At 61.8% G+C, this 13683-nt stretch carries 6 protein-coding genes and 5 pseudogenes; 5 read left to right on the forward strand and 6 right to left on the reverse strand.

From position 1 onward, the window contains the following. Positions 1–908 precede the first annotated feature (908 nt). The 3 genes and pseudogenes from YU9_RS48335 to YU9_RS0132945 form a co-directional block, all read left to right on the forward strand. A pseudogene (locus YU9_RS48335) lies at positions 909–1371 on the forward strand (formylglycine-generating enzyme family protein); the annotation flags it as partial. Positions 1372–1440: 69 nt separating this feature from the next. After that, positions 1441–2281 (forward strand): annotated as a pseudogene (locus YU9_RS51245) (sulfatase-like hydrolase/transferase); the annotation flags it as partial. A gap of 55 nt (positions 2282–2336) precedes the next feature. Next, positions 2337–2537, forward strand: a complete 201-nt coding sequence (locus tag YU9_RS0132945; RefSeq protein ID WP_027576596.1) for a DUF1254 domain-containing protein — start codon at positions 2337–2339, stop codon at positions 2535–2537. Positions 2538–3761: 1224 nt separating this feature from the next. On the opposite strand, the pseudogene YU9_RS48345 reads toward YU9_RS0132945, so the two are convergent. The 6 genes and pseudogenes from YU9_RS48345 to YU9_RS51250 all read right to left on the reverse strand — a co-directional run. Next, positions 3762–3986, reverse strand: a pseudogene (locus YU9_RS48345) (polyprenyl synthetase family protein); the annotation flags it as partial. A gap of 134 nt (positions 3987–4120) precedes the next feature. Beyond that, positions 4121–5464 carry a cytochrome P450 gene (locus YU9_RS0132960; RefSeq protein ID WP_027576599.1) on the reverse strand — a complete coding sequence of 448 codons (1344 nt, stop codon included), beginning with the start codon at positions 5462–5464 and terminating at the stop codon, positions 4121–4123. Continuing rightward, the gene (locus YU9_RS0132965; RefSeq protein WP_027576600.1) at positions 5464–6309 is read right to left on the reverse strand and encodes an SDR family oxidoreductase; all 846 of its coding nucleotides are present in this window, start codon (positions 6307–6309) and stop codon (positions 5464–5466) included. The genes YU9_RS0132960 and YU9_RS0132965 overlap by 1 nt, the downstream gene beginning before the upstream one ends. A gap of 4 nt (positions 6310–6313) precedes the next feature. After that, positions 6314–6603, reverse strand: a pseudogene (locus YU9_RS50365) (ferredoxin). A 1-nt stretch (position 6604) separates the two neighbouring features. Beyond that, positions 6605–7891, reverse strand: a complete 1287-nt coding sequence (locus YU9_RS0132975) for a cytochrome P450 (RefSeq protein ID WP_027576601.1) — start codon at positions 7889–7891, stop codon at positions 6605–6607. Positions 7892–7896: 5 nt separating this feature from the next. Further along, positions 7897–8124: pseudogene (locus YU9_RS51250) on the reverse strand (cytochrome); the annotation flags it as partial. Positions 8125–8271: 147 nt separating this feature from the next. Between YU9_RS51250 and YU9_RS51255 the strand changes: the two are divergent. Further along, a complete protein-coding gene (locus YU9_RS51255) occupies positions 8272–8565 on the forward strand; it encodes a hypothetical protein (protein ID WP_371259234.1) in 294 nt (97 codons plus the stop codon). 1720 nt (positions 8566–10285) lie between these two features. Then, complete coding sequence (locus YU9_RS50380) at positions 10286–13006, forward strand: hypothetical protein (protein WP_051380600.1); 2721 nt, start codon at positions 10286–10288, stop codon at positions 13004–13006. Positions 13007–13683 lie beyond the last annotated feature (677 nt).

Here is a 13683-nt window from a genome sequence, read left to right on the forward strand (position 1 = left end):
TTGCCGCCGCACACGAACTCGCCAGTCGCCCGGGCAGCAGGCGACTGAGCGCCAAAAGCGCAGCAGCAACGCGACGATCCCCATTTATGGCCTGGACTCGTTTTGCGATTCTAACTTGGAACAATTTCGGGACTCGCGAAATGGCAGACATTTGCTCCACCGAGAAGCAATAGGGTTGGTACCCTCCTACGGACAACGCCGCATGCGGCACATCGGCGACTTCGGCGGTCCGGTTGACCAAAGGAAAGAGCCCGGTTTGGTCTCATCCTGCACGTCCTGATGCAGCTTTGATTCTTCTATTTGACGCTCCAACGTTCGCTCGCGCGCGAGTTCGAGTCGCCTGTACAGGCACATAGTTCCACGCACCTTCGACCTTCGGACATTGAAGCGCATCCTTGTGATCATGAAGCTTCTGAGTCGAAGCCGCCTGTATGATTCAGAGTCTACAACCTGACGCTACGTAAATTTCAAGCCTTTCTTGTCGCCGTCGCGACTAGGCTGATTGGGTTTCATGCGCGTTTCAGATCCCGAGAATTCTTCCCATGGGGTGGTCTCTTGCCGCCTTAAGCGCCTGAATGCGCGAGGAGCCGCCATGACGACGTATTTGGCAGCGAGCGTGCCTTGGCGCGTTTAGTCGAGTACGATCGAACGGCTTGCGCCTCGAGATTATTAATAGCTCACGAGCACTCGTCGCAGCGATACAGCTGCTCTTGTTGGCGGCAGATTCTACAGCTTCGTCAGGTTCTGTACTCCTAAATAGCTTGGTCGCGAGAGTGACTCACTCCGCACGGATTTCAGAGTGAGGTGACGCGACTTGTCCCGAGCGACGGAGAATGGGCTTCGATCATACCTTTGCTGCCGACGAAGTCACGCCGTCGCGCAAGCAGACGACCAGCGGGTCCTCATGGTGGGAATTTGCGGCACGCGGCGGACTCGACGGCCGGCAATTCGCCTGGGGCGGCGCGCTGACGCCAGACGGCCGGCACATGGCGAACACCTGGCAGGGCAATTTCCCGATCGAGAATCTCAACGAGGACGGTTACGAGCCTACCTCGCCGGTGACGGCGTTTCTGCCCAACGGCTACGGCGTCCAGGACATAATCGGCAATATCTGGGAATGGACTGCCGATTGGTGGTCTATCAAGCACGAGGCCGACACCGCGAAAGCCTGTTGTGTTCCGCAGAACCCGCGCGGCGGGACCAAGGCCGCCAGCCTTGATCCATGTCAACCCAACATCCGCATTCCCCGAAAAGTCTTGAAGGGCGGCTCGCATCTCTGCGCCCCGAACTATTGCCGCCGTTCCCGCCGCCCGGCATGCCGAACCCATCGATACCTCGACCAGTCATGTTGGCTTCCACTGTGTAGTGCGGCCAGCTGCTTCGACTGCCAGACTTGAAAGGAATTTTCTACGGTCAGGGAGAGTCGAGATGAGCGACGAAATGAAGAAGGATATCGATCGCCGTAATCTCTTGCTGGGCACCTCCACCCTCATTACAGCAGCAACGCTGACATCGAGTGCGCTGGTGCAAGCCCAAAAGGCCGCGCCGGCTATTGCCGCCGCGCCGACGGCTCCATCTGGCCGCAAGCCGAACATCCTCGTCATCTTCGGCGACGACATCGGCCAGACCAATATCAGCGCCTATTCGTTCGCGTTGACGGGCTATCGCACGCCAAACATCGACCGGATCGCCAAAGAAGGCATGATGTTCACCGACTACTAGGCCGAGCATAGCTGCACGGCCGGCCGTCCTTCATCACAGGACAGTGCACGTTGCGCAACGGCCTCTCCAAGTCGGAATTCCCGGCGCAACCCTCGGATGGCAGGCGCGCGACGCCACCATCGCGGAACTGCAAGCCCATGGGCTACGCCACCGGCCAGTTCGGCAAGAACCACCTTGGCGACCGCAACGAATACTTGCCGACGGTGCACGGCTTCGACGAGTTCTTCGGCAATCTCTATCATCTCAACGCCGAGGAGGACCCAGAGTCCTTCACCTACCCGCAGGATCCCGCCGTCAAGGCACAGATCGGGCCGCGCGGCGCGCTTCGCTGCAAGGCCTCCGATCGCGACGATCCGACCGAGCATCCACGATGGGGCAAGGTCGGGAGGCAAACGATCGAAGATACCGGGCCGCTGACGAGATGGAGACCATCGACGACGAGACTTCGGCGGCTGCGACCGACTTCATCAAGCGCCAGGCACAAGTCAACACGCCATTCTTCTGCTGGCACAACACGACACTTATCCATTTCCGCACGCATGTGCGCGCGGAGCAAAAATAACGTTCGGCATTATAAAGGCTGATCGACCAGAAGCCGTCGCTGCGACGGCAAGATGCCACCACCGGTCGATGATACGGCATCGCTGACCGGCAACATCAACACGGTCTGGCAAACCGCCCTGGAAGACGTCGGCATTCTCGGCCTCGACAAGGGCGCAGGCGGCAAGTTTGTAGTCGTGCCGCCGGGCTACAAGGATGCCATCCCGAGCGCCTATACCGTTCTGCCTTCCGACACCGTAGCGGGCTATGCGTAGCTGTGCCAGCCGGCGACCACGGCCTCGACCGCCCGGCTCCGCTTCAGCCGGCGCTGTGGCCGGTCACGCTGCATAGCCTCAGCCGTGAAGGCAAGCTTACGGTGAGGTCCTCCAAGCTTGTCCTTGGGACGCCCGAACTCGTGAACCAGAATGAGTTCATCTGCGACGTGCCTGATGGCGCAAAGTTTATCTGGTGAACGAAAAGCACTGCGCCGCAAGGCTTGCGGGTCGAGACATTTGTCCTTTATTCGGTTTACAGCTTCGCAAGCCATGGCACGATAGTCTCGACCGTGACGACGGCCAGATAGTTTCTGGCTGTCTTTCGCCTATGGTCTTTCGAGTTGCACGAAGTTGCGGCAGTTCGTTCGAGGCGCCGCATGAGGGCCGAGCCTGAGGTTTGTGATCGGCAGATCGGCAGTCACGGCTATCCTCGTATGGTCAGGAGTCTCTCATTAAAACGCAAAGAAGTCGCCGAAGTACGTTCGCATTTCTTGTCCGCGACTTGATCGGACATGCCTTCCGTTCCGGTCAATGCGCTAGCCTACGATGGTTCGCGCTCGGTTCTCAACCGAGCCATCGTGTGTAGCGCGTGCCCATCTTGTATTCCGACGCCTCTCGGATCTGTCTGTAGAGCGCCGTGCTGCCGAATGCGTATCTGATGGTACATCCTGCTTGAGATCATCTCGGGACTGGCAAAATCGGATTTGGTCACGGCCAAGTATGATTGAAGCGCGGTTTTACAAAGATCTGACGTGGTTTCATCGGCCGCGTGAGCGGTTGTGCGAAAGTGCCGACCTCATTCAGCCAATGTGCGGCCGGTGGAAGAGAAGAATGTGGCCTCCCGGCAGGCTTTCCGCCGTGTAGGGCTGACCGTGGATCCAAAAACGGGTCATTGGGATATCCTGGCTCGGCAGAAGACCCAGGTTTTGCAGCATGTCAATGACGATAGGTGAAGCTTCTCGGGAGCCGTGTCTCCAGGAGTCGCCGAACAACTCGCCGAGCTCAGGCACTTGCGGGGGTGGCTGATGGCCTGATGCAAGTGCGACAGACGGCAGGGCAACGTTTGGAGCCAACGCCGAAGGAGCGTCCTCGCGCCATTCAACGGGGGCCGGCGAGTCAAACCTTAGCGCAAGACCGCCGTAGATATTTGAGGAAGCCCTCAGCGCCGCAGGCACGGCTTCATCCAGCAAGGTGGGCCGCGGGCGATGAACGAGTTGAACGTCGTTGGGTCCTCTCGGTCCCAACATGGCTGTGTAGCGTTCGCAACTCGGTCTCACCGTCGTCTTCAGCGCAGAGAAGACGCGCCAGCGTCTGTTCTACCCGTTTTGCGCCGTCCTGCATCCAGATCTCCGGCAGCAGCCTGCCGGATGCGCCGCGCGCCTGCGCGTCCAATCCACCGAGCGCGGATTCACCAGTTCTGTCGTCCTGTGGCGTGGAACCTCTCTGCATGTTGTTCATGTCCTTGTCCCTGACAGGCGAGCCGCCGCGGTGTTGTCGGCGTCGCACCTGCGCGCGCGCCGAGTGCAGCAATGCCGCGCGTCGCCGGCGCCGCGGCCTCACCACACGGGGCATGCGATGCCAGCTCATGAGAATCCGATGCGGATAGTCATGGACGGATGTGCGGTCGGGTAATAGCGCCGGCCTTTTTCGACGCCGCTCAGCAACCGCGGCCGCACCCCGGCCTCGTGCATGGTCAGCGCCAAGGCGATACAGAACTGCACCAGTTCCAGCCATGCCAGGTGGTAGCCCATGCAGACGTGTGGGCCGGTACCGAACTGCAGCATGTCAACCGGCCGGATCGGCTCGGTGCGTTGCAGCCACCGCGCCAGCCGAAACTGATCAGGCGCCTCGTGCAGCAGCGCCGAGGTCGAGAAATGTAGCAGCGGGATGCACAGATCGGTGCCCGCAGGAATGCGCCGTTGGCCGAATCGAAATTCACCCAGTGCGCGACGCACTAGGAGCGGCGTCGCCGGATGCACGCGCAGCGTCTCGCGGAACAGCGCCTCGGCGACCGGACACTGCGCCAGGTCCGCGTGCCGGGTCGGCACCGCGCCTACGCGTTGCGCCTCCTCGACCAGGGCGTCCCACAACCCAGGCTGCCGCGCTAGCTCGATCACCATCCAGGCCATCGTCGAGGCGGTGGTGTCGTGACCACCAAGCAACAGTAAGCGGATATTGGCGACCAGGACGTCATCGGAAAGCGCATCGTCGCTGCGATCGAAGGCGCTCACCATGTCGCTGATCAACCCGGTGCGCGAGGCATGTTCGCGCGCGGCGCGGACGAACTCGCGCAACCGCGCATCGATCCAGTCGCGGGCGGCGCGGCCGCGCCGCAAGGGCAGTCCGGGCAGGTCGACCGGGGGCGCGACGATCAACTGCAGTAGCTGCCGGTACTTGCGATGCCAGCCCGGCAGGTCCTGCGCGGGGATTCCCATGAGACTGAAGATGAGCTTGAGCATCAGATCGCCGGTTTCGCGCAGGATGGTGACGTCGCCCCGGTCGCGCCACCTCTGCACGCGGGCTCGGATGACGGGCGCGAACAGCTCGCCGATGCCGGCCTGGGTCAGCCCCTTGGGCAGAAGCGCCGCCTGGATCGCATCGCGCGCCTTCCGGTGCGCGATGCCGTCCTGGGCGACCAACGTTCCGCCAAACAATTCGGGCGCGATGTCTTCGATCAGCGCCGAGGACACATCCTTGTGCCGGAGCAGTGTGAGAGCATCCGGATCCAGACTGGTCATCAGGTGTCCGGCAGGGCCGAAATCTAGCCAGAAGTGGCTGCCCAGCGTCCGTTCCGCGCGCCGCAGCAGGCGCGGCAGGTCGCAGACGACGGCGGGAAGATGCCCGACCAAGGGAAAAGCGCCGGGCACGACCGGGATGTCGTGCCGCAGCCGATGCCGACGGTTCAGCGGGTTGAGCAGCATGTCCATCAGCAGCGCGGCGCCGCGTCCGCTTCGGCGGTCTCGCCGGCAGGCCGCGCGGCGCGGCTGTTGCCACCGTCGGCGTATGTCGGCACATGCGCCAGCATGCCGCCGTCGATGCACACGACCTGGCCGGTGATGAACGCAGCATCGTCGGAGAGCAGGAACGCCACCAGCGCGGCCACGTCGTCGGGGCGGCCGACGCGCGGCAGGAGCTGGTGCCGGCGCAGATGGGTTTGCATGCACGCGTCCAGCTTGGCGAGAAGACGCTCGGTCATGATGAGACCGGGCGCAACCGCATTGCAGCGGATCTGCGCATGACCGTACTGGGTGGCGAGCGAGGCCGACAGCATGTTCATCGCCGCCTTCGACGCGGCGTAGGATGTCAGCGCGGTGTCACCGCTGAGCCCCTGGCACGACGACATGTTGACGATCGCGCCACCGCCGCGGGCGATCATCCGTGGCATGGCCTGCCGGCAGCAGAGCAGCGTGCCACGCAGATTGGTCGCCATGGTCTGATCCCAGACCGCAAGGTCCAGCTCGAGGATCGCGCGGTCGCGCGGGGTCAGATGCATCGCGCTCGCGTTGTTCACCAACAGGTCGACCCCACCGAAGTGCCGCTCCGCCGTCTCGAACAGCGCTGCCACCGCCTGCGCATCGGCGATGTCGATCGCCAGGGCGAGCGCGTGGCCCGCCTCGGCCGCGATCTGCGCGGTGCAGGCGATAGCCGCCGAGCCATCAATGTCGGCCACCACCACTCTGCCGCCCTCGCGCGCGATGGCGAGGGCGCATGCCTTGCCGATCCCGGCGCCGGCGCCGGTCACCACGGCCACTTTGCCTTCAAACCGTCCCATCGTGTCATCCTAGATTGTGTTGGTCTTTCGCGGCATGCCGCCGGCTTTCGCTGGAGAAGCCGCAGAGTCGGCGCCGGCGCGCTCGGCATCGCCAGCGTCGCTTTCGATGACCCGAATGGCGGCGACGGGGCACTGGCTTGCCGCGAGCCTCACGGCGGCGTGCAGCGCCTGCGGGACTGTCGCCACGCACACTTCGGCCACGCCGTCGGGTTCGCGCTGGCGAAAGGTGCCCGGCAGCGTCAGCACGCACTGCCCGCTGGTTCCGCACAGATCCTGGTCGACCATGACGCGCATCTCAGCTCCCTCGCGCATGCAGCCGCACCGGCAGCGCGCGGAACGTCCGAAGGAACGCCGAGGGCTCCCGGGTCGGCTGCTCGGCCAATTCCAGCGTGGGGAAGCGGGCCTGGATCTGCGGCAGGCTCTCGGCCAACTGCACCCGGGCCAGTTGCGCACCGAGGCAGAAGTGAATGCCGTGGCCGAAGCTCAGCATGATCTTCCCGTCGGTCGACATGCCTGGACTGGTGCCGTAGAACCGCGCGGGATCGAAACGATCGGGATCGGCGAAGGCGTCTGGGTCGCGATTGCCGGACGCGATCAGCACGCGCACGTCCGCGTTTTTCGGGATCACCACGCCGCCCAGTTCGATGTCGCGCTGGGCGATACGCGGAATGGAGCTGAACATCGCGGGCGCGTCGCAGCGCAGGACTTCTTCGACGAATGCCTTCACCACGGCGTCTCCCTGCAGCCAGTGCCGCTGTTGGGGATAAGCCAGCATCGCCAGGACCGCATGGTCGATGGTCGCAGCAGTGGTGGCGAAGCCGCCCAGCAGCATGCCCCACAACATGCTGATCAACTCGACATCCGACAGCGTGTCGACATCATCGTCATGTGCGCCGACCAGCATCGACACGATATCGTGGCGGGGATCGGTGCGCTTGCGCTGTATGAGGCAGCTGAAGTAGGCCTGCACTCTGGCGCTGGCCGCGTCCGCCGCGGCGAGCTGGGGATCGCTGGCGTGCGGGCTCAGGCCTTCCAGAATGCCGCCGATACCGGTGGCGAGCCCCAAAATGTCGTCCTGGGGCATGCCAAACAGTTCGGCGAAGACCAGCATGGGCAAGGTCAGCGCGAATTCCCGATGCAGGTCCACCGCCTCCCCGCGCTCCAGCGCGGGCGCCATGCCGTCCAGTCGCGCTGCGACGATGCGCGCGATGCTCGGCCGCAGGTTGTCGATCTGGCGCATGGTGAAATCGCGCGAGATCAGCCGGCGCAGACGCGTATGCGCCGGTGGGTCCTTCATCGCCAGTGTGGACGCCAGCAGATTGAGCGACAGGCTTCTCGCCGCACGCGGGAAATAGCGCGCCAGTTCGCCCGGCGCCGGTCCCCGAAATGCATCGCCCGTGGCCTTGAACGCCCAGGAGATGTCGGCGTGGCGGCTCAACAGAAAGAGGCCCGACGCCGCGCGATGCACCGGATCGTGCTCGCGCAACCACCGCATGAACGGATACGGGTCGTGGATGCAGGTTGGCGACGCCAGTTCGGCGAACGCGTCCCGGCATGCTGCCATGGTTTCTTGCACGTCCATCCTCGTTACCTGTTGGCTGGCTGATCCGACCGGCGCGCGCCATGCCCGCCTGCAAAATTGCGGAGAAGATCGCGATTCCCGGCGGCGTCCGCCACATCGGCAGAGCACCGGAAACTCCTCGAACCCGCCAGGACGATCGCCTTGCGCAACTTCAGTTCTTCGAGCGCCACGGCCAGGCGGAGCGCGGGAAAGCGCTGGAAGATCGAACCGAACACCGCCTTGAGCTCCAGCTTGGTCGGCGCCGTGCCCGTCCCGATGACCATCGCACTGCGATTGGTGATGATGCGTGAACAGAGCAAATCGCGTGCCGAAGTGAATTCGCAGGCTCAGCAGGCACTCCGTAGCGGCGCGTAGTGTCAGGTTTCTGGCATTGAGTCTCAATGCCGACAACCGGCGCAACAAGTGCCCGACAAAGGCCCGCTCTCGCGCTGAATGTGCGGGGCAGCCCAAGCGATATTTCAAGCATCCGGATTGGCTGCAACCGGTGTGGTTCGCAGGAAACACCCGATGTCGGCGGTAGCTATCCGGAAAACGAAGCTCGCCTCTCCGACATTCCGCTGAGTTGGATGGCGCATGCGGCCGAGAGCTTTCCCGACGGCAAGACGCCCGACGGCTTCGGCATCAAGGTAGACGATACATTCCTAAAGCTGACTCCGGATCCGCTTGGTCCGTAGCACGAGGAGTGCGACCCGGTCGCTTGGGGGGGCAAGCCAAGTGGACCCCAAGGGTTACGTCAAGTGCAGAGCTAGGCAGTCCTTCATCCGGCGATACTTGAGCAATTCGCCGCGAAGCGGGGCGTGCAGCATTACTAGGAATACGGTGCCTATACGTCAAACACCCTCATGGTTTGGCTTCGCGCGCTGCGCACTCTGCGCATTGCGTTCGTTGTGATGCCGATCATCTTCGGCGTGCTTCCCAAGCTGGGAAATCTTAAAAGTCGACAACAAGTACGAACACCTCACGGCTACCATGGCGCTGGTCGCCGGCATCGTGCCGGCGGTTTACGCGGCGTTGAAGCTGGATGAGCATCTGCCGACGGCCATGCGGCTCGCTGGTGAATACAAGAACCTATCCTTTTCGGGGACCTCGCCGCAAAGGCCCTTACAAGCCATTCGACGTGTTCGAGGCCGAACACAAGAAAGCCCGGGCTCGATTAGAGAATGCCAACAAGGAGGCGTATACTCCGCCGGGGTGGTGCTTCAAGCGCGCCAGGGCGAAATCCGAGCCGGGCACTAACGTTCGGGGACGATCCGCCGAGATAAGGAAAGGCGTCCTCACGGTCTGGGCCGCGAGATCGATTGATTTCACCAGCGACAAGCTGACTGGCAACAATCCGCCACAAACCGATCAACGATTCTAAGTTCCGTAAAGGAGGCTCCACGAACCACGATTCGATGACTGGGTGAGGAACTCCCGGCCTGATCCGCGGTAGATCCTTGGTGTCGATCGAAAGGAGAGCGTGTCCCCACGAGTGACTATTTGGTCGTCGTGCCAACGGTAGTCGTGCAGCATCTACTTGTGAAAACGGACGGTCGGTGCTTCTTCGTAGACTGAATGGGTAATCCACGGACGGAATTGGCCGAGCGCCTGCTGCTTGCTGAGAAGACAATCTTTACTCAGCTTGGTCGCCGGCGACGCCTGAGGCGACTGCGGCGGCGCCAAGCGTCCTATGCTGCTCGGTCGAGGCGTTATCGATCACATAGGACGAGCGGGATCCGGTGCGCGAGACCGTCACGGAGGGAAATCAGGTTCGCTGACCAGTCCTTGTTACCGTCTCGGAACGGCCTTGAACTCGGCACTAAACGAGTTGCGGACGTAGGGCTTGCCAGATCGGCGAGGTTTTTCGAGGCAACCGAAAGCGTTCATGACGAAGCTTTGGATATCGAATACGTCCGACCAGCGGGATGGGCCTCATTCTCAAGACTCTGTCGGAAGACCAGCCCTGTGCTTCGGACCAGCCCTCAGCGAACACTCGGAGCAACCGAGCCTGTATTCGTGTAGCCGCGACAACTTCTGCGCGTCGAAGTCGAGCCTCCCGCCGCCATCCGCAGGCTCGTTTCGCAATGAGGTTGATCGACCGGCTCGAACTTGAACACGATCTGGCCATCGGGCGAAGTCATCATCGCTCCTGCGGCGACCGTCGCCAGCAGATTATATTGAGGTCGTGCGCGACGCCGGCTGTGCTACGAGGGCACAAGGTTAACTCTACCCATAATGAAGGAAATGCGTTTTTTTGATCTCATCGGGCGTTTGGCGGCCGCAATGCTCTTTCTAACGCGCGGAGTGTTGATTCTTTCTCCCAAAATTTGTCATTTTCATTCCTTTTGCAATGCAGATCAGCATGTTAGCACTCATCGGCCTGCTCCGGTCCTCCATCTTCGAAAGTGAGTACAGATGAACTTCGTCTCGATGAATCAGGTGGGACAACAAACCAATGGCGTGGACGCGCAAGATGCCTCTCCGGCTGACTCATCGGCAGAGGCGGCGGCTTTTCAGCGGCAGCTGGGCGAGATCGTTGTCCCGTCGGCTCCCGTGCTCATCCAGGTCCGCGCCCATCAAGCGGATGCATCGCGATCTGAGGCCCATGCCGGAGAGGATGAGGCGGTGCTGGGCGCCTCAGCGCTGGAGACCGCTCAGTCAAATTGGGTCTTGGTAGGCCGCAGCAAGGAGCCGCTTTATGCTACGGATGCGCGCCTTATTTCCGGTCTTAAGCAGGCGCTCCTCAGGGGCGGAGCCGCCGAGAGCACCGCCACGAGCAACGTCGGTTATCTGCTCAGCTTGAGCCGCTGGCTCTTTGCAAAGGACAAGCCGGGTATCGCTGATCGGCTTCATGACGAGTCGATGGACAAGGATGTCGAGGAGTTCATAACCAAAGGTGGGACGGCGAACGTCCGTTGGGCACTAGCTCATCTGCGGACCTCTCAATTGACGGGGGGAGTCGTACCGATCGCAGGCCGCCCTGACCTGACTCCTTATCCCAAGGACGGAACTCTCATCAAAGAATACAGACAGCAAGCAGTGGCGGCCGGAACTTCAAGTACCGCCAAAACCTATGCATCCATTCTCACGGATTTCAGCCACTACCTTCGTGCAAACAACAAGCCTGGCATTGCTGCTCGGCTTCAGGACGAGACATGGAACGAGGACGAAGCGCTGAATGAAGAGATCAAGCGCTACAAGGACGCCGGGGGTAACAAAAGTATCGGCGCGGCACTTGATCATCTCCGTAACGGAGCGAGAAAATTCAACGGTCCCCCTTTTCATTCCGAAGACGCGCCTTTGATTTCCGGACTTCAAGAAGCACTCGTTAAGGCTGGGTACGAGGAGATCACCGCTAAGACGAATTATGTTCGTCCTCTTCGCAGATTCAGCCGGTGGCTCTTCGAACAAAACAAGCCGGGAGTGGCTGCTCGGCTTAACGACGAATCGCTGAGCAGCGACGCTACGATCTTCGATCAAAGTCGCAGGAACCTCGTTCTTACTGCACTAGATCGTCTCCGCGCCTCTCAGTCGCCGGGCGGAGTCGCGTCAATCACTGGCCGGACAGGGGGCATTGCCGCGGCTAAGCAGGGCGAGTCGCAGCCCGCCTTCAGTTGGCCAGCGGCACTCGCTGAGGGGGATGATCAAGATTTATTCTTTGGGACGGTCGACGAAGCCGGTGCATCGTCGTGTCTTCAGCCACCGCGGCACGGCCTGGCATTGAATCCTACAGAGTCCCCTCATCCCGTGAACTGGCGCCATCAGGACGACGAGCTGACGGATGAACGTTACCGCAACATCCTCATGCCAGGCGAGCAGATTCCCATCATGCGGGCGAGTGGGCACCCATCTACGCCGCCTCCGCACGGTCAAGGCGGCGGAACGATGCTGAATGCCTCGGGCCATGCAAAATTGGTTTTCGCAGGTAGCAGCCTAAATCCTGTTTATTGCGAAGATGCCTCTCTTATTGAGGGGCTGAGGCCCGCACTCATCAAAGCTGGAGCCTCCGAGAGCACGGTCGGTCGCAATCTACGTGGTCTTCTCAGCTTGGGGCATTGGCTCGTGAAGAACGACAAGCCGGGCATTGCTTCCCGGCTTTTCGACAAGTCGCTGGACAAGGATGCCCAGGAGTTCGCCGAGCAGGAGGGGCAGGCCATCGCTACCCCACTGGATCATCTTCGAGCCTCCCAATCGCCGGGCGGCATCATGCCGTTTGCAAGCCGGGTTGAGCGGAATCCCTATCCCCAGGATGCGGATCTCATCAAAAGGTACAAGGAAGAAGCACCCCCGAGCACCGCCAACACCGCCAGGAGCTATGCAACTCTTCTTATCGATTTCAGTGATTACCTCCGTGAAAACGATAAGCCCGGCATTGCTGCTCGGCTTGGCCACGGCTCGCTGGATGAAGATGTCAATCGGTATAAGGAGGCGGACCCCCATGGCCGCAGTAAAGCCGGAGCCGCACTGGCTCATCTCCTGAAGTCGCCGGCGGGTGCTACAGCGATCGAACTCCTGCGTCATATTTGCCCCCTGCCTGATCTCGAAGACGCGGTTCGCGCCGAGATGAAGCCGACCCTCTCCGCGACTGCGCAGCACAGCGGGTCGAACGGAGCTGTCAGCTGGCCGGAGATTCTGCCTGCGAACCAGCAGGATCTGCCTTTAAAGACGATGGACGGACCCAGCTCCTCGCCGCCTCCGCAGGGCGACGCGGTTGAGCGGCCGCTGATGCAGATCCCATACCATCAACTGGCGACGTCACCAGCGCAGAGACAAGCTCCGGTGTCGTCGCCGGACGAGCTGATCGGCGAGCAGCTTCCGGCCGAAGACGCGGAGCTCTTGACGAGGTTTCGCGTGCACGCCGAGCGGCGCAAGCTTACCCCAGGGGCCATCAACAACAATGTTTCCGGACTTGGGACTTTTGTCCGCTGGGTCAACGCAAGTCATCGGGGCCCTGTAGCTTCTCGGCTGCGAGACGGTTCATCGCTCGATGAGGAAATAGCGAAGTACAGGAGCTTGGGCCGTGACCCCCAGAACCGCATTAGATCGGCTGTGGACGTTCTCCGGCGGCTGCTGCGTGGGGGGGGGAAGAAGTCGAAGCACCCGAACCCCGCGTCCTTGGTGCCCCCCGTCGCCTAGTTCCTCATCCAGAAGATGCGCCCCTCATCGAGGGCGCGCTGAGCCAAGCTCTGAAGGATCTTAAAAATCCGACTGCGAAGCTGAGGCAGTCTGCGCAACAGCGGGCGAGGCGTCTTCGTGCGCTTAGTGCGTGGCTTAGCGTGAATCGCACAGCGAGCATCATCGGGCGGCTAAACGGCTCGAGCAGGGAGCAGGTATCCCTCGACAATGACGTGGTAGCATTCCAACGGGCCGGAGGCAGAGTACACGGTCCCGATTTGTCGCATCTTCGAAGCTACTTGAACCTCACCGCGGCGAACCGAGAGCTGGGGCTGCCAGGGCCCGAGCAGCCGAACTCGCCGGCCGCGCAGGGCGATAGGCACTCCGGCTCGGCGAAGGATGTTCCCTCAACGCCGGCCAGCCCGAGCGCCGGAGCTTGGGTTTGGTTGGGTGAACAGCTGCAAGAACGAGCATCACCATCCATGCCCTCGTCACATGCTAAGGGCAGGCTTGAGCCATCTGTTGGTCTGATTGCGTCGACGCCGTCCGAGTTGCACGATGATGCTGGCTTTGCGCCGTCGCATCCTGCCAGGGATCGCTCAAACACCTACGCTGGTCTTGAGCCATTTGTTGATCTGAATGCGCCAACGCCCTCCGACTTGCGGGATGATGCTCAGTTTGCGCCAGCCGATCCTGCC

The organism is Bradyrhizobium sp. WSM1743, from assembly GCF_000473065.1.
Taxonomy (GTDB): domain Bacteria; phylum Pseudomonadota; class Alphaproteobacteria; order Rhizobiales; family Xanthobacteraceae; genus Bradyrhizobium.